Here is a 17174-nt window from a genome sequence, read left to right as displayed (position 1 = left end):
ATCACTTTGTCGCACCCGCACAAACGTAAGGCCCCGCAACGCATTGCGGGGCCTTACTTCATTACAATAAGTTAATATTATGCGGTTGCTATATACCTAATTGATTAATCCGCACTTCGGACTTTTCAGGAAAGCCTCCATCAACCCCAGAGTTTGCTCCTGCCATTCCGTATGCCACGGCAGGGTGTGCCACATGCCCTTGATTTCGGTATATTGGGCATCTTTTCCGGCCGACTTCATCGCCGCATAGAACATGCGGGAGTGGTCGGTATCGGCCTGCCGGTCGTGGTCGCCGTGGAAAAGCAGGATCGGTATATTGGCCTTGTCGACATTCTTGAGCGGGTCCATGCCATCGACCGTGTGGCCCTGGATGTCGCGCTGGACGTGGCTGCCGCCCCACAGATTGCCGATGCGTTGCAGGCTGGAAACCCCTGCCCCGGCAATGGCGCACTTGTACGGGCTGTTCGGACGGACACTGGCGGCTATGGCCGCGAAACCACCATATGAATAGCCCATGATCGCCATGCGTTTCGGATCAGCGACACCGCGTGACACGAGATAGGCCGCCGCGTCGTCGTTGTCATCCGACATCTTCTTCCCCCACTCATTGTCGCCCGCCTTCCAAAGCTTGTCGCCCCAGCCTTCGGAACCGCGATACTGCGGTTGAATGACGGCGATGCCGCGTGTGGCGAAGAATTGCGGCCAGCCAGTCATGTCCCAGGTTTGCTCGTCACGCGCCCAGGGGCCACCGTGCGGCAAGACGATCAGCGGCACCGCCCCCTGGTCAGGAGTCCAGCCCGCCGGATAGGTAATAAAGGCCGGGATATCCAGGCCGTCGCGCGCTGTATAGGTCACAAATTCCGGCTTGCCGAGCGTCTTCGGATCAATCCACGGCTTGGCGCCACCAAGCGGTTGCAGCTTATTGTCTTTATAAAGAAAATATTGCGGTGGGAAATCCGGCGCATCCACCTCGACGACCGCCGTTTGATAGGTATCACGGTTGACGGTCAGATGAACATTCTTGCCGGGGAAACTGGCTTCAATCGATTTTTGCGCCGCCGCCCATTTGGGATCGAGATAGCTGACAATCGTATCGGGCCCCTCGATAGACACGGCGAAGATATCGGTTTTCTTGTTGGCGCGGTCGATGGCGAAGCTGACCCGGTTGATATCGTACTTGGCGTTAGCGAACAAAGGCTCGGCCGAGAATTTTTGCGCCTTGATGTCATAGTCATAGATGGCGCTTTTATCACCGTTGATATTGGTGGAAATCACCAGTTGGTTCGGGTCAGTATCAAAGCCAAGGATCGTGATATTCTTGCGTTCAGCCACCTTGTAGCTCAGCGGCGCATGATAGACCCACTGGCCCGAAGCCTTGTCCTTGATATAGACCTTGTACCAGAACTCGCCGCCCACCGTGTCAAGCTGCTCCTTGATGAGCGGTTCGCCGGTATTAAGATCGACCCCGGCCGCCACATAGTTGAATTCTGTTGACCCCAGGGCCACGGTGCGTGTCTTGCCGGTCCTGGTGTCGAGTTCAAAGATTTTCTGGGCGAAATCGTCAGGGTTAACCGTTTCCATGAGTATCTTGGTGTCGTCATACAGATTGCGGTTAAAAATGGTGGCCGAGATACCGCGCTCCATCGAATCGCGCACATCCTTGTTTAGGGTGCCGGTCATCTTGAACGGCTCCTCGATTTTGCGGCCTTCGAGATCGGAATAGTAGAGCTTGTTGGTGAAAGTAGGCTTGCCGTCGCCGCCGGTAATCGCCTGCTCAGTGACAAAATAGATTTTGTCGTTGCTGAAGAAATCAACCGCAACAATGCGCTGGGTCTTGGAGGGTATCCACACCGGCTTCTTGCTGAGATCGTCGGCGTCCCAGATCGATATAACCTGCCACTGCTGGTCCTTCACGGCGATCAGGGCGGCGATATGCTTGCCGTCCGGTGAAATAGTAACGCCCGTCAGTTCGTCATAGCGCGCCAGGTCGTCGATCGACAGCGGCTTGGCCGGCGGCGTATAGGCGGCGTGGGCGATGCCGATACCGCCCGCCAGCAGCCCGATCGACAAAGCGGCGACGGCGGTGGATTTCATCAGGGTTTTAAGGGGATTGAATGATCCGCGCGTCATGAGACAGCCCTCCGGTAAAATTTGCAACAAAGTGGCCATGACGCAAGGCCGCCGTCAACCCGTTTGTGGCGGATTGACGGCTGTTTTGCGACGCCTTACCAATTTGTAATGCAGGCGGCGCTTATCTGGCTCTTGTAAAAACCCAGGTCGTTTTGGCGGGCACCAAAATACCGAGCTTGCCGCTTTCGCTGGCGACCGGCGCCGTCTGGGCCTCGCCTACCACATGCAAGGACTGGACAAATGTGCCTTCCCCGACGGTCGCGCTCAGGCGCTGGGGCACGTCGCAAAGATTGACCAGCACCGCCACTTCGTCGTCAGCCCCCGTCCGCGTGAATACCAGCGCCGGATCGCCGGCATTGGACTGCACCATCATTTCGCCCGTACCGAAAACCGGATGCTCACGCCTGAGCGTATAGAGCGCGCGATAATATTCGAGCAGCGAATTGGGGTCGCCCGCCTCAATGGCTACGTTCTGGCTGGCGACATTGATCGCCACGTCGCGGTAAGGTGTACCCGTGGTGAAGCCGGCCGTGCGCGGATAGCCGGTCCAACTCATCGGCGAACGGATGCCGGGATCGTTGAATACGCCGCCATTGCTCATGCCGATTTCCTCGCCATAATAGGCAAAGGGCGTCGATGAGGCCAGGATCGAAATCGCCGCCGCCAGTTTGTAATCGGCCGGATCGTTGACGCCGAACTGGTTCATCAGCCGGTCGCCGACATAGGAATCATGGCTTTGCAGGGCCAGCGGCATGACGTTGGCATGAGGATTGCCGAGTTGCTTAAGCAGCGGCGCCTGGAGCGTACCCTTTTTCGCGCTGTCGATAATCGATCCCTGCACGCTATAGGCAAAGGCGCTGCACGCTTTCACATACATATCCGCGCCTTCGGAGGCTTCGCAGATCATGTAGCGGTTATCATATTCATCGAGCGTTTCCCGCAGCTTCGCCACGATGCCGGGGTTTTTTGGATTGTTGAAATAGGCTTTCGGGCCGTCCTCGATCAGCATGGTGACCGCATCGAGCCGAAAACCATCGACGCCCTTATTCATCCAGAAACGCATCGTGTCCTGGAGATAGCTGATCACCTTCGGGTTCTTCAGGTTCATGTCCGGCATGGAGTCGGAGAAGACGCCGTAATAGAGGCCGACTCCGCCCGGCACGGTTTTCGATACCGGCTTCCACGGATCGTTATAAAAGGCGCCGCTGACCCCGCGCATCTTCTCATTGTACCAGCCGGGGTTCTTGTCGGCGAAGACATACCAGTCGCGGTAAGGACTCGCTTTCGAGACGGCCGCAGCCTGGAAAATGGCATTGCCGCTACCCGAATGATTGACCACGTAGTCGAGGATGACGCCGATGCCGCGCTTGTGGGCCTCCTGCACGAACCGCTCGAAATCGGCCATGGTGCCGTAGTCGGGATTGACGGCGCGATAGTCATTCACCGCATAGCCGTGGTCGCCATCCTCGGAGGGCATCATCGGCATCAGCCAGATGCCGGTGACGCCGAGATCGTGCAGGTAGTCGAGCTGCGAGGTCAGGCCGTTAAAGTCCCCTACCCCGTCGCCATCGCTGTCCTTGTAGGAGCGAACAAAGATTTCCATGAAGGCGGCATTGCGGTTCCAGTCCTTTGGCAGGGCGCTGGCCCTGGCCGTCACGGCCACCGGAGAGACATCAATCTCAGCATGAGCAATTGGGGTGGTCAAAGCCAGAACGGACACTGCGGCGCAAAGCGCCAGACGCTTGAAAGACATGATCAGCTCCCTGTATTTTATCTTGTGCGGCAAAGGGTGGCACCTCGATCGCCGCTTGGGAAGCTGAATACGTATGCGGAAGCTGAGCCGCAATCTGATTGATCAGATCACTGCTCAGCATTTTTTGTTATCCGCGCTTTTTAATCCGAAAACCTGGCCGCCGGTGCGGTGCGTCACACTTTACGCAAAGCGCTTTAGCGCTCCATGATCCGCACGTCGTGCCAGTTCGGCTGGAACGACCAGACCCTGGCGCCGCGAGCGGTAATCACCAGATGGCGCTCGTCATGCCATTTGACCGTTAGCTTTACAGGCTTGTCGGCATTCGACGCATCGAACACCGCCACGGCGGTCCGGCCGCTCATCAGGCCTTGCGTGCGGCGCAGCAGCACCTCCTGCACCGGCGAGGTGCCCACGCAATCCTTATTGACGATCTCAGCCTGATAGCGGCTCGTCGGGGACTCTATCACCTCAATATGATCTTCCGTACATAGTCCCATGCGGTTGCAGCCCGGCAGGATCAGCCCACAGGCCGCGATGATGACAAGCTTTGACGTCCCGGTGCACATGGCTTTGCGCGCGTCGCCCTCCTGCACGGAAAAACTTACCGCATAGGTAAACTTACGTCGCAAGGGTTAATAATTTTCCACATATGTGGAAAAGTGCACCCGGCGCGTTTTTACACACCCCTTATACTCAGTGCGGAAACCCGTATTTCTTCGCAATTCGCTCCGCCGCATCCTTTCGTAAGTCAAAAAGGAGCGTGTCATGGATATCTATACCTATATCGTCCGCGATCACCGCAAGCTGGCCGGCCTGATGGACGACCTGATGTCGATCCGGCTGCCCGCCGTCCGCCAGACCTTGTTCGACCAGATAAGGGCCGAGCTTTCCGCGCATAGCGATTCCGAGGAGCGCACCTTCTACGCCGCCCTGGAACGCGCCACGCAAACCCAGGAAATGAACGACAAGCTCGAACATTCCGAGCACGAGCACCATGAAATCAAGTCCCTGCTGCATGTGCTTGGCCGTTTGTCGATCAGCACCGAGGAATGGATGGAGAAGTTTGGCGAGTTGAAATTCGCCATCGAGCACCACGTCGCCAAGGAGGAAGGCGAAATCTTTCCCCGCGCCAAGGACATTATCTCCCCGCTTGATGCCCACCGCCTCGCCTTGCAGATGGACGCGCTGAAACAGCAGATCCTCACCGGCCACACGGTTGCGGCGGGATAGCTATCTGTAGACCGACCGCCTGAGAACGACCGGCAGGCACAACACATACAGTCCTGCGCCGATGATCCAGACCAGGCCGGGCACCTGATCGCGCGACAGGAAATAGACGTTCAGCATCAACACCGGCGCGATGATCGCCGCCAGGCTTTGCAGGCTGGTCATTACGCCTTGAAGCTGCCCTTGCCGGTCCTCGTCGACCTGCTTGGAAATCACCGCCGTCAGAATACTCATTCCCATACCGCCCACGCACAACAGGGGGATCAGCAACCAGATAAAGTTGCCGTTGCAGATCAGGCCGAGGCCTATGTAGGACGTCATATCCGCCCCGATCGCCACTAACAGCCCGCCCCGTTCACCGAGACGTTTCGTTATCGGGCCGATCAGGAAGGCCTGTGCCAGGGCATGAAACAGACCGAACAGGGTGAGCGACAGCCCAACCGTTATGCCTTCCCAGCCATAGCGATGGTGGACGTAAAACACCCAGACGCTGCCGCCGATTTCCCCGATGATGCCGAACAGGCCCACGACCAGCAACAGCGCGACAATCACCCTGAAGGCGCCGATATCCCTGAGCGGCGCCAGCGGATTTATCTTTTCGGTGGACACGGATTTCGCGCGTGATTCCGGCAGGACCAGCAGGCACATGACAAGATTGAACACCGTCAGGATCGCCGCAGCGACGAACGGCCACATCAGGCCGATTTCCCGCAGCATCCCCCCCGCCGCCGGGCCGAGAATGAACCCGATCCCGACGCAGGCACTCAGTTGCCCGAAACGTTTCGCCCGCTCATCCGGCGATGAGATATCCGTCAGGTAGGCCGAGGCCACCGACATATTGGCGCCCGTGATACCGGCGACAGCGCGCGCCACGAACAGCACCCACAAGGGCGGCAGCAAGGCCATAACGCCATAGTTGACCGCCGCGCCGATAAGCGAGACGACCAGCACCGGCTTGCGGCCGATCCGCTCGCTCCAGCCGCCGAGCAGGGGCGCGAAGACAAACTGCATCAGGGCGTAGAGCGACAGGAACAGCCCATAAGCCATGCCGGTCGTGCTGCCCGTCGTATTGGCGCCGAACAGATCGGGCATGACGGGCAGCACCAAGCCTATCCCCGCCATGTCGAGAATGACGGTTAAAAAGATCGTGATAAGTGGCAGTTTTGATGTGGCTTTGCGCATGGGAGGCGAGCAGCTATCACATCCACCACCTTGATAACAGCGTGTTCTCACGCCATGTGTCTTCCATGATCCAGATACAAAACATCGACCATGTTGTCTTTCGCGTGACCGATCTTGATCGGATGGTCCGGTTTTATACCGAGGTGCTGGGTGCGCAGTTCGAGCAATACCAGCCCCATGTCGATCTCTATCAACTGCGGGTCGGCGACTCGCTGATCGACCTGGTTCCTGTCACGGGCAAGCTGGGGAAAACGGGCGGCGCCGCGCCCGGCAAGGAAGGTCACAATGTCGATCACGTCTGTTTTCGCGTGTCGCCGTGGAATGAAGCGGAAATACTGGCGCATCTGGCCGCTCACGGTATTCACGGAGAGGTCGAAAGCCGCTACGGCGCCGACGGTGAAGGGCCGTCGATCTATCTCACAGATCCCGAATGCAACAGGCTGGAACTGAAAGGACCGGCTACATCTCCGCCGGTTTCGCAAACAGCTTCGCCAGCGCCCAATAGCTGAAAGCAGCGACGAAGAACGCCGGCAGGGTGGCGCCGACAGCCGGCAGGAAACTGAGGAAACCGTAATAGGTCGCCACGCCCGCCGCCCAGGCCGCGAAGGCGCTGATATGGACGCCGCAGGTGAAGCCATAGACGCCGGCAATGCGGATGATGTCGGTCGCCACGACCTGGCGCTTGCGGATCACGAAATGATCGACCAGCAGGACGCCGTACAGCGGCGTGAAAACCGAGCCGATCATGTAGAGAAAGTTCATAAATTCGGCCATCGGCACGAACAGGGCAATCAGCGTGCACAGAACGCCGAAACCGATCACCAGATGGCGGATGCGGAAATGCAGCAGGCTGCCGAGCGATGTCGCCGCCGAAAAGATATCGGCGAACACATTGTCGGTCTCGTCGATCAGAATGAGCAACAGGGCCAGCCCGCCGCCGGTGGTCGCCAGCGCCGACAGCAGCAATTGATCGGGATTGCCGGCCGCCATCAGGGCATAGGCGGCGCCCAGCGAAAAGAACCAGATATTGGCCAGCAGATAGCCGAGGGTCGAACCCTTGAACACGGCGCCGGGCGACTTGCCGAAGCGCGCATAATCGGCGATCAGCGGCAGCCATGACAGCGGCATGGCGATGACCAGATCGATGCCGCCGCCAAGCGACAGCGAACCATCGCCCTTGCGCGCGAAGGCTTCGGCGAGGTTGTGGTCGGCCAGCAGGGCGTATGTCATCCAGGCCGCCCCGGCCAGCAGCAGCCAGATGCCCCAGTGACGCAGGAAGCGGCGGATAAAGCTGAGCGGTCCCAGAAAAGCCAGTCCGGTCGCCGCCGCGCCGAAGACCAGCGTCCACAGGATCGGCCAGGTGAAATGGAAGGTGTTGGTCGAGAGGGTATTGGCGGCGTCACGCATGGCGATGATCTCGAACGCGCCCCAGCCGACCAACTGGATGACATTGAGGATCGCCGCCACCGACGCGCCGCGGATGCCGAGCGCCGGCCGAAGCGCCCCCATAGTCGACAGGCCGGTATCGGCCCCGACCACGCCGGCCAGTCCCAGCAATACCGCCCCGGCCACGCTGCCGATGACGATGGCCAGCAGGCCTTCGGTCAGTGACAGGCCGGGCACGAGATATGCCCCCGCCTGGAGGACCAGCAGACCGATCCCCAGCGAAAACCACAAGGAGAAGGAGTCGCGCAGGGTCAGGGTGCGCTTTTCCGCCGGCACCGGCGCGAGCGGGTCATAGGCGTCCTGGTCGGAAATATCGGTCATGGATAAGGCTTCTGGAATCAGGGAAAGCCCAACCCATAGCAGACTTGCCGTCGCAGGAAAGGCACTTATCCCCGCTCTGTAAAATGCCCCCATCATTTCCGGATGGACATTCTCGAAGACATCACCGGCGGCCTGTCACCGCTCGAACAGCGGCGGGCGCGGTTGCGCGCCTTTGCCGACCGTGTGCTGGAGGCCGTCGAAGCCCTGCCCATGCCCAAAACCGCCGCCGACGCCGAGCGCACCCTGCGTACCGTCACGGCCGCCGACCGGATGCTGGTTCAGTTGTACAAAAGAATTACGCCTTTACAGCAGATTGATCCCGTCCCGGTCAGCCGATCATCATATGCGCCGCACGCACCAAATCCGCCCAAACCCACGCCAGAATCGGAGGCCGAACCGCTTTCGCCAGAGGCCAGTGCCGCACTCGATCTCGAACAGCGCGCCAATGACATCTTCGCTCAATATCTCAAAGCGATCGCGGAAGACGCCGAAACGGCCGCCCCACAAACTACCGGACCGCCCTGAAACTCCTCCCCATTTCTCACATGGGGAGGAGAAAAAACCTACCTGTTGCCGCCGATCAGGTCACCCAGACCACCCAGCACAGACCCTTCCCCCCGATTGGGCCCTGCGCCGCCGATCGCCGCACCGATGCGTCCGGCCAGACGGGCGAACGGCAGCGACTGTATCCACACCTTGCCCGGACCGGTCAGTTGCGCGAAGAACACCCCTTCCCCGCCAAACACCATCGACTTGACGCCGCCGGCCTGGATCAGGTCGAAATCGACCGTATCCGTAAAGGCCGCCACGCAGCCCGTATCAACGTGAAGCTGCTCGCCGGCCTTGAGTTCGCGCTCGATGACCATGCCGCCGAACTGGACGAACACCCAGCCATCGCCTTCAAGCTTCTGCATGATGAAGCCCTCGCCGCCGAACAGGCCGGTCATGATGCGCTTCTGGAAGGCGATGCCGAGCGAAACGCCCTTGGCCGCGGCCAGGAAGGCGTCCTTCTGGCAGATCAGCCGGCCGCCGACATCCGACAGCTTGATCGGCACGATGGCGCCCGGCACCGGCGCCGAAAAAGCGACACGCGCCTTGCCGTGCCCATTGTGCGTGAACACCGTGGTGAACAGGCTCTCGCCGGTGATCAGCCGCTTGCCGGCGCCGAGCAGCGCGCCCATGAATCCGCCGCCCTGCTGGCCGGAGCCATCGCCGAATACCGTGGTCATGCCGACGCTTGCGTCTTTCCACACCATGCCGCCGGCCTCGGCGATGGCGCTCTCGCCCGGATCAAGCTCGATCTCGACAAACTGCAATTCCTGGCCTTTGATTTCGAAATCGATATCGTCGGCGATGCCGGACTGGCGGTGATGGGTGACGGGAACAGACGGCAGCATGGATATCCTCACTGGTGATTGTTCCAGAAGATGTAGCGACGCCGGAGGCGATGTGAAGGGACTTTGGAAAAGGAAGTGCGCATAAAACCGTAATCCTTGCCGAAACGCCGCCCTTGAGGTACGTTTTTCCTGAGCGTTCAGGGACATATGCCTTTCGGGGCATTTATGTCATTTTCGGATCGGTGCGTCCGGCGGCCGGGGAAGCAATGCCAATGATTTCGAGTTCCAGATTTGGTCTGGTCCTGCTTATGCTGTCGCTTGCGTGCATGTCCCTGTCGGCTTGCGGCAATACCCACAGCCCGCCGGAAGACGTGGCGCGCAATCCCGTATCGGGAACGGCCTTCGCGCGCGCCACCCTCAGAAAAATGCCCGACGCCGCCCGCCAGGCCTTCAAGGACAAGCTTAAAACCGAAAGCTTGCGACTCGACGCCGAACTGAAGGCGATCCTGACCTCTGGCCCGACATCAGACCAGCCCGGCCAACTCGCCCGCCTGGCGGCCTATGTTCAGGCCCGCAAAGCCAATCTACAGGAATTGAAACGCCGGATAACGCTTGAAAATAATCTCCTGGCGCAGGTCGACCCGGAACATATCGATTTCAGCGGCACCGATGGCAACAGCGCCCTGACACATGCTCAGGAGATCACCACGCACCGCAGCGTCATCGCCCAGGCCATATTGATGGCCGGCGTCGAGCAAAGATCCCTGCGCCGGGCGCTCTCCACCAGCCCGGCCCTGACCGAGGCCAGCCGGCGTCAGGATGATGCGGCGGACTCAGGCAGCCCCGGCACCATTCCCGACTATATCGAAGAAATGAAGAAGGAGCCGTGCCTCTTCATTTCGCCCGAAGCTGCGCCAGCCGCTCCCATTTCCCTGCGCGGCGTCGAACTTGGCATGAACCGGCGCAAGGTACTTGATACTTTGTGCGCCTCGGAAAACGGCGAGGTCCGCATTCGGGCGCAGGCCCTTGCCCAGACCTATAGCCCCGACAGCGTAAAGACCGGCGCCCGTCTGCTGGCCTGGGACGCCTATCAGAAGGGAACAGCCGCCTACAGCCCGGATTTCGCCGGCGTCAACGCCTGGCTGACCAATCCGGAAAACGCCGCCGAAATCACTTCGCTGGCCAGGCCCTATATCAAGTATACGCGTTTCTGCCTGCATTGCACCGGCGCCGGCCACGGCGATAATACCCTCAGCGTTGAATTCGCTCCCGAAGGCACGGTGGTCGCCATCAAACGCTTCCAGCGCTTCACCGACACCGCCGCCGTGGATTCCACTGGCCGCCCCCTGCTGGTGAGCCGTACAAGCCCGCAACCGCTGAATGTCGTGCTTGATCCCTTGCGCAACCAGTTCGGCCCCCCGTCCTTCGTTTTCAGGAATATGGTGGCGTGGGTCTATCCCGATGGCGAAACCGCCCTGCCACCGGAAGTCTGGTCCGTGCAACCTTCGCTGGATGGCCTGTCGACACAGATCAAATTCAATACGTCCCGCTTTGATGCCGCCGCCCCCCTCGACGCTGGCGCAACAGCCTTCATGGCGCTCTACAAGTCCCTGTCGGCGCAACCAACGCCAGCGACCTACTGCGTGTCGAAATATGCCTATGACGGCCTGGACGACAACTGGCCCTTGAAGGCGATCTATGCTGATCGCTTCGGCGCCCGCCCCTATGATCATTCAGCCGCCGCGCCGGGCGAAACCGACCGCTGCGGCGTGATCGTCTACGCCGTGATGGATGTGACCGCCGAGGGCGGCCACGCAACCTATATCAATGATGCAACGCCGGTTTACAGCCTTACCGTCTCGATCCTCAATGTCGGGCGGCTGTCGAACCTGCACAAACGCGAAGCCCAGACCGTCATCGACCGGATGAACGCCCTGGCGAGACAACCAAATACGCCGCCGGTGGCCTTGCGGCGATAAACTTCAGGCTTGTCCGCGCCAGACGATCAGCCTATGCTGGCCGTCAGTTTGAGTTCACCGGGGTGTCCTGTTCGCGCAGGGCTGAGATTATGACCCGTCGAACCTGATCCGGATCATGCCGGCGAAGGGAAGTGGATGTTCGTTTGAGGGCGTGAAAACCCGCAAGCCTCCCGTCTTTTGACGCGTGATCCTTCATTCAAAGTGGAGGAACACACATGAATAAGCCCATTATCGCCAAGCCGATAAAAGTAGAAAATTCACCGATCCCCGGCTCGCGCAAGGTCTATGAACCCGGCGTCCGCTTCCCCGATATTCGTGTGCCCTTCCGCGAGGTGCCGCTGCACGAAAGCGCCAACGAACCGCCGGTGACGATCTACGATTCCTCCGGCCCCTATACCGACGCCAACTTCACGCCCGACATCGCCAAAGGCCTGCCCCGCCTGCGCGAACAGTGGATCGTGGACCGCGGCGATGTCGAATATATCGAAGCCCGCGAAGTGAAGCCGGAAGACAACGGCAATGTCTCCGAAGGCGCGCTGGCCCCGCAATTCCCCAACCTGCCCAAGGTGTTGCGCGCCAAAGACGGCAAGTCGGTCACGCAATACGAATACGCCCGCCAGGGCATCATCACGCCGGAGATGGAATATATCGCCATCCGGGAAAATCTGCGCCGGAAAGAACAGGCCGAGACAATCCGCGACGGCGAAGACTTTGGGGCCTCGATCCCCGATTACGTCACGCCGGAATTCGTCCGCGATGAAGTGGCGCGCGGCCGGGCCATCATCCCCGCCAACATCAACCACCCTGAGGTCGAGCCGATGATCATCGGCCGCAACTTCCTGGTCAAGATCAACGCCAATATTGGCAATTCGGCGGTCACCTCGTCGATGGAAGAGGAAGTCGAAAAGATGGTCTGGGCCATCCGCTGGGGCGCCGATAACGTCATGGACCTGTCGACCGGCCGCAATATCCACAATATCCGCGAGTGGATCATCCGCAATTCCCCCGCCCCCATCGGCACCGTGCCGATCTATCAGGCGCTGGAAAAGGTCAATGGCGTGGCCGAAGACCTGACCTGGGAGGTCTATCGCGACACCCTGATCGAGCAGGCACAGCAGGGCGTCGATTACTTCACCATCCATGCCGGCGTGCGTCTGGCCTATGTCCACCTGACCGCCAAGCGCGTGACCGGCATCGTGTCGCGCGGCGGCTCGATCATGGCCAAGTGGTGCCTGGCGCACCACAAGGAGAACTTCCTCTACACGCATTTCGAGGAAATCTGCGACATCATGCGCGCCTATGACGTGTCGTTTAGCTTAGGTGACGGCCTGCGTCCCGGATCGATCGCCGACGCCAATGACGCCGCGCAGTTCGCCGAACTGGACACGCTCGGTGAACTGACCAAGATCGCCTGGGCCAGGGGCGTTCAGGTGATGATCGAAGGCCCTGGCCATGTGCCGATGCATAAGATCAAGGCCAATATGGATAAGCAACTCAAGGTCTGCGGCGAAGCGCCTTTCTATACCTTAGGGCCACTCACGACCGATATCGCACCGGGCTATGACCACATCACCTCAGGGATAGGCGCAGCCATGATCGGCTGGTTCGGCACCTCGATGCTGTGCTACGTCACGCCGAAGGAACACCTCGGTTTGCCTAACCGCGACGATGTGAAAACCGGCGTGATCACCTACAAGATCTCGGCCCATGCCGCCGACCTCGCCAAGGGCCATCCGGGGGCCCAGATGTGGGACGACGCCATGAGCCGCGCCCGCTTCGAGTTCCGCTGGCAGGACCAGTTCAACCTGGCGCTCGATCCGGAAACCGCCCGCGCCTTCCACGACGAAACCCTGCCGAAGGAAGCCCACAAGACGGCGCACTTCTGTTCGATGTGCGGGCCGAAGTTCTGCTCGATGAAGATCAGTCAGGAGGTGCGGGATTACTCCGCCGCGATGACCGATAACGAACGGGCGGATATTGAGAATGGTATGGCAGATATGAGCCAGAAATTCCGCGCCCTCGGCTCGGAGATCGATATAGCCGTAGCAAAGGGATAGCGGAGCGAAGGCACAGTTTCACTTTTGCCGTCAAGTGGAACTGTGCCTAATGAACCAACCTTGTCAGTGCTATTTATCGACGATATGGTCGGAGAATAATTTGGGGGAAATATGACAATCATCAAAGCCAGCATGTCCTTGTTATGGGCAATTACATCATTAGCCCTTACATCGACGGCCCACGCCCAGCCTGACTTTGATCCTCAGACAGAGGTCAAAACCATTACCGAAGCTTATCTTATGCCTGCCGGCAAGGATGCTCAGGACGCCATTAATCTGGCAACCAGCGACCCTAAAAAAGCCTGCGACCTGGCAAAACAGGCTTCGCTTTCAGTAGCTACGGCCGATCAGAAACTTGCAAGCCTTCATGAAAAGCTGATCCAGAACGACTACGATCCGTCCACTCTGCAACCCATCCAGGATAAGGTGAAGGCCAGTATCCAGCAAATGACGGCACTCTCGCAAGCCATATGCAGCGGCGAGATAGCGAAGGTGCAATCCGCCCCCGGTACACGGGATATGACACAAAAGATCGGGGGCTATATGAGCGCATATACGGATGATGTCTCTGCCATTTTAAAAGCTCAAGAGGCAAATGATACAACAACAATCTGCGCTCGCGCTCACGACGGCGACACTCAATTGCGAGATCTCAGCGCGTATCTGGTCGATTTACGCAAGACAACATCTTTCTCTCAAGCAGATCTTACGGCTTTGGACAGCCTGAACGAAAAAATCGCGGGCTTCAAAGCGCAGAACGATGCACGACTTATGAAGTGTCAATAGAGTATGCAAGGGCACTCGACGCCACATAGTTGCGCAGGCAACTTGTAATTTCGCCTGACAGGGTTTATATAACTTCCATCAACGCCGATATCTCCGGCGGCGCTTCGGCTTTACGACCCCGCGCCCGGATGAGTTTTCTCACATTATCCCCGTCGATCGCCGCAGATTTATAAGCGGTGCATCCGGCTATTGAATTTCCAATTGCCCTAACAAGAACTGACCGCCGGAAACGTCCAATGGATGAAACCGCCGGCAAAGGATTATTATGTATACCCAAACCAAAATCCAGACGGCGCATATGCGCCCTGACCTGCGCCTGGTCGCCCGTAAGGTTGACCGCATCGCCCTGCCCGTTGGCTTCAGCCGCCGTGAATTGCAGCGCCTTGTCGCCGACATGATCGACTAAAAAACACCCCGCGATCTTTCGGTCGCGGGGTGTTCTGTTGGGGTGGTGCGCCAACACCAGCCCCGCTTTACGCCCAGCCTGCGGCAACCCGGAGAGGAAGCCCAACCGGACGAAACCGTACGGCTCCATAGAACGCGCCCTCGCTCATCACAATGAAATTAGTATAAAATATTCTATTTTACGGTATTGAGTTACATTAATACGTCAGGTCGCAGCCGATACGCATACCGCCGCCAGACCGTGACAGTAGCGTATTGGAAAATCAGGCGCGGCGGCGGCCGTGGCTACGCGGATGCAGAATCATCAATATGCGCGGGGCTTCGGGATTATGCGCCAGGGGCGTGCCACATTCGTCATAGAGCCACTCGCCTACAGCAAAAATGAGCGGTTTCAGGCGTTTGCGAATGACCAGTTGCGGACGCAGGTCTCCCTCCAGTTCCACCCAACAGCAATCGATCAATCTATCCATACTCAAACTCACCGGGGCAGGCGCTTCTCCGGCCGGCCCACGTACAAAACCCGCCTTCTGGTGAGTTGGTCATTATTGTTCAATGTTTGTTCTGAAATGCCGCTGAGTGTCAATTCACAAATTTGGAACGTTCAGCATGGCTTTCTTATGTCGCGGTGCGCTTTGTTGAGATCATGACACGCAAATCATCCTATCTGAACCCCTTCGCCCTGTGGACCGATCTCGCCATGCAGACCACCGGCATGATGCTGGCCTCGGCGGAGGTCATCGGCCACCGCACGACGCGCATGGCGCAATCGTCTTTTCCGCCCAGCGCGCACGACACCGCGGAGTTTACCCTGATGGGGCAGGAGAAGATGGAGGCTGTCACCGAATCGATGCAGGCCGCCACCCTGGCGATGATGGCCTTCAGTCCGTTCGCGGCGATGAAGATGTTCAACGAGATGGCGGCCGTCCAGACCGATCTGTTCCACCTCGCCACCAGTTCGAGCCTGCCGATGGCGATGTCCCGCCAGCAGAAGCTTGGCCGGTCAATGCGCCGGGCCGCCAACAGCGTGGCCACCCTGTCGGATCAGACCGCCAATGGCGCGCTTGATACGCTCAAGCCGATCCATTCGCGCGCCACAGCCAACGCCAAACGCTTGGGTAAGCGCTAATCCCATGTGTTGCGATTGGAAGCCGGAATTGATGACTCCCGATCGAAGAACCTTGCTATGCTGGCCGCAACCATAACATATGCCACGGCCCTGACATGAAATCCCCGCTCGACCACGACCTGAGGCAGCCCCTCAGCGACCTGATGCACGAACGCACCCTGCCGATCTACAAGACGCCCGTCGCCGTGCGGAGTTGGGTCTATCTGGTTAGCGACGACCAGCGGGCGGCCGAGACGGACTGGATAAACAGTCTGGAAGCGGGTGATGCGGATCGCTGGCGGCTGGCGACCTCCGGCGCGACAAGCGGCCAAATCTGGGAGCGCCACGGCGAATTCTCAACCTGGCTGAAATACGATGCCGACATTTCGCTGTCCGCCGCCACCAGGGCCGATCTCGGCTTCTGCAAGATCCGCACAGCCGATTTCGACTGGCTCACCGGCGCGCCGGGCGAGGTCTTCCGCAGCGTCGAAATCTCCGTGTTGCCTTATGAACCCAAGCCGGCGCAGCTACAAAAGGTCATCGACCTGACTCAGGCGGTGTGCTGCGATGTGTTTGATGGCGCCGCGCGTATCTGGTCGGATTTCCGGATGCACGAGGGCGGCGCCGGTCGCATCTATGTGCAGGACAAGGGGCTGGAGAACGACGAGACCTCGCGCCTGCTGCAAACCCTAATCGAGATCGGCCATTACCGCAAGCTGGCCCTGCTGGGCTTTCCGGTGGCGCGCAATCTGATGGGCTGGCTCAAGGAGGCCGAGGCGCGGCTGGCGGCCCTGACCTCGGACATGGCCAGCCAGAGCGCTTCGCAGGAGCAACTCCTCGAACGCCTGATGGCCCTTTCCGCCGAAGTCGAGGCGCGCGTCAACGCCGTCCGCTTCCGCCAGGGCGCCACCGACGCTTATGCCCGCCTGACCGAGGACCGGCTGGTCTCCCTGCGCGAAACCCGCGTCGCCGGCTTTTCGACCATGCAGGAATTCATCGAACGCCGGCTGCAACCGGCCATGCGAACCTGCGAGGCGGCTGCCCGGCGGCTGGATGACATTTCCGCGCGCATCGGCCGGGTCAGCGACCTGCTGCGGGCGCGGATATCCATCTCGCTGGAGGTGCAGAACCAGAGCCTGCTCAAGAGCATGAACGTCCGCTCCCGCTTGCAGATGAAGCTGTCGGCGCTTGTGGAAGGGCTGTCGATCTTCGCTGTCGGCTATTACATCTTCAGCCTGGTCAAATACATGATCGATCCCTTGCTCGATCCCCATCTGGCGCATCTGCTCTATGGGCCGATCATCGCCGTGATCCTAGGCCTGGCCTGGCTGTTCATTCACCAGCGCAAGAAAAGCATCGGCCATTCGGACGGGTAGACTTTCGGGCTTCCCCTCCCCGTCGGTTGCCGATATGGAAGGCGGAACCTCCCGCGTAAGAAAATGTGAG

Annotated in this window: 16 protein-coding genes and 1 riboswitch; of the genes, 8 read left to right on the top strand and 8 right to left on the bottom strand. The window is 59.4% G+C overall.

From position 1 onward, the window contains the following. Window positions 1–96: 96 nt before the first annotated feature. The 3 genes from VL130_RS18005 to VL130_RS17995 form a co-directional block, all read right to left on the bottom strand. Window positions 97–2130 carry an alpha/beta hydrolase family protein gene (locus VL130_RS18005; protein ID WP_325365125.1) on the bottom strand — a complete coding sequence of 678 codons (2034 nt, stop codon included), beginning with the start codon at window positions 2128–2130 and terminating at the stop codon, window positions 97–99. A 121-nt stretch (window positions 2131–2251) separates the two neighbouring features. Further along, on the bottom strand, window positions 2252–3883 hold the full coding sequence (locus tag VL130_RS18000; protein WP_325365123.1) for an alpha-amylase family glycosyl hydrolase: 1632 nt from the start codon (window positions 3881–3883) through the stop codon (window positions 2252–2254). 194 nt (window positions 3884–4077) lie between these two features. After that, entirely contained in the window at window positions 4078–4449 is a 372-nt protein-coding gene (locus VL130_RS17995; protein WP_325365121.1) for a hypothetical protein, read from the bottom strand. Between the two features lie 199 nt (window positions 4450–4648). Between VL130_RS17995 and VL130_RS17990 the strand changes: the two genes are divergently transcribed. Further along, complete coding sequence (locus tag VL130_RS17990; RefSeq protein ID WP_325365119.1) at window positions 4649–5113, top strand: hemerythrin domain-containing protein; 465 nt, start codon at window positions 4649–4651, stop codon at window positions 5111–5113. On the opposite strand, the gene VL130_RS17985 is transcribed toward VL130_RS17990, so the two are convergent. Next, window positions 5114–6292 (bottom strand): TCR/Tet family MFS transporter, encoded by a 1179-nt coding sequence (locus VL130_RS17985; RefSeq protein ID WP_325365117.1) that lies wholly within the window; start codon window positions 6290–6292, stop codon window positions 5114–5116. A gap of 65 nt (window positions 6293–6357) precedes the next feature. Between VL130_RS17985 and VL130_RS17980 the strand changes: the two genes are divergently transcribed. Beyond that, window positions 6358–6801, top strand: coding sequence for a VOC family protein (locus VL130_RS17980; RefSeq protein ID WP_325365115.1), 444 nt, complete (start codon window positions 6358–6360; stop codon window positions 6799–6801). Here the strand turns inward: VL130_RS17980 and cytX are convergent. Beyond that, window positions 6752–8059 (bottom strand): putative hydroxymethylpyrimidine transporter CytX, encoded by a 1308-nt coding sequence (gene cytX / locus VL130_RS17975; RefSeq protein ID WP_325365113.1) that lies wholly within the window; start codon window positions 8057–8059, stop codon window positions 6752–6754. The genes VL130_RS17980 and cytX overlap by 50 nt on opposite strands. A 102-nt stretch (window positions 8060–8161) precedes the next feature. On the opposite strand from cytX, the gene VL130_RS17970 reads away from it, so the two are divergent. Beyond that, a complete protein-coding gene (locus VL130_RS17970; protein WP_325365111.1) occupies window positions 8162–8584 on the top strand; it encodes a hypothetical protein in 423 nt (140 codons plus the stop codon). A gap of 38 nt (window positions 8585–8622) precedes the next feature. On the opposite strand, the gene VL130_RS17965 is transcribed toward VL130_RS17970, so the two are convergent. Continuing rightward, window positions 8623–9456 (bottom strand): TIGR00266 family protein, encoded by an 834-nt coding sequence (locus tag VL130_RS17965; protein WP_325365109.1) that lies wholly within the window; start codon window positions 9454–9456, stop codon window positions 8623–8625. A 212-nt stretch (window positions 9457–9668) separates the two neighbouring features. On the opposite strand from VL130_RS17965, the gene VL130_RS17960 reads away from it, so the two are divergent. The 3 genes from VL130_RS17960 to VL130_RS17950 all read left to right on the top strand — a co-directional run bounded on the left by VL130_RS17960 (window position 9669) and on the right by VL130_RS17950 (window position 14218). Beyond that, window positions 9669–11375 carry a hypothetical protein gene (locus tag VL130_RS17960; RefSeq protein ID WP_325365107.1) on the top strand — a complete coding sequence of 569 codons (1707 nt, stop codon included), beginning with the start codon at window positions 9669–9671 and terminating at the stop codon, window positions 11373–11375. A gap of 48 nt (window positions 11376–11423) precedes the next feature. Continuing rightward, window positions 11424–11523, top strand: a riboswitch (TPP riboswitch). Between the two features lie 67 nt (window positions 11524–11590). Continuing rightward, a complete protein-coding gene (thiC, locus tag VL130_RS17955; RefSeq protein ID WP_325365106.1) occupies window positions 11591–13432 on the top strand; it encodes a phosphomethylpyrimidine synthase ThiC in 1842 nt (613 codons plus the stop codon). Between the two features lie 111 nt (window positions 13433–13543). Further along, window positions 13544–14218, top strand: a complete 675-nt coding sequence (locus VL130_RS17950) for a hypothetical protein (RefSeq protein ID WP_325365104.1) — start codon at window positions 13544–13546, stop codon at window positions 14216–14218. A gap of 64 nt (window positions 14219–14282) precedes the next feature. Here the strand turns inward: VL130_RS17950 and VL130_RS17945 are convergent, their stop codons facing one another. Together VL130_RS17945 and VL130_RS17940 are read right to left on the bottom strand one after the other, a co-directional pair. After that, on the bottom strand, window positions 14283–14753 hold the full coding sequence (locus VL130_RS17945; RefSeq protein ID WP_325365102.1) for a hypothetical protein: 471 nt from the start codon (window positions 14751–14753) through the stop codon (window positions 14283–14285). Between the two features lie 133 nt (window positions 14754–14886). Further along, complete coding sequence (locus VL130_RS17940) at window positions 14887–15093, bottom strand: hypothetical protein (RefSeq protein WP_325365100.1); 207 nt, start codon at window positions 15091–15093, stop codon at window positions 14887–14889. A 173-nt stretch (window positions 15094–15266) separates the two neighbouring features. On the opposite strand from VL130_RS17940, the gene VL130_RS17935 reads away from it, so the two are divergent. After that, window positions 15267–15749, top strand: coding sequence for a polyhydroxyalkanoate granule-associated phasin (locus tag VL130_RS17935; RefSeq protein ID WP_325365098.1), 483 nt, complete (start codon window positions 15267–15269; stop codon window positions 15747–15749). Window positions 15750–15844: 95 nt separating this feature from the next. Then, window positions 15845–17104: a DUF3422 domain-containing protein gene (locus tag VL130_RS17930; RefSeq protein WP_325365096.1), complete on the top strand. Its 1260-nt coding sequence runs from the start codon at window positions 15845–15847 to the stop codon at window positions 17102–17104. Window positions 17105–17174 lie beyond the last annotated feature (70 nt).

The sequence above is a fragment of the Asticcacaulis sp. genome, assembly GCF_035497195.1.
Taxonomy (GTDB): domain Bacteria; phylum Pseudomonadota; class Alphaproteobacteria; order Caulobacterales; family Caulobacteraceae; genus Asticcacaulis.
The sequence above is the reverse complement of the archived record's forward strand: the minus strand, read 5'-3'. Positions and strand labels throughout refer to the sequence as shown.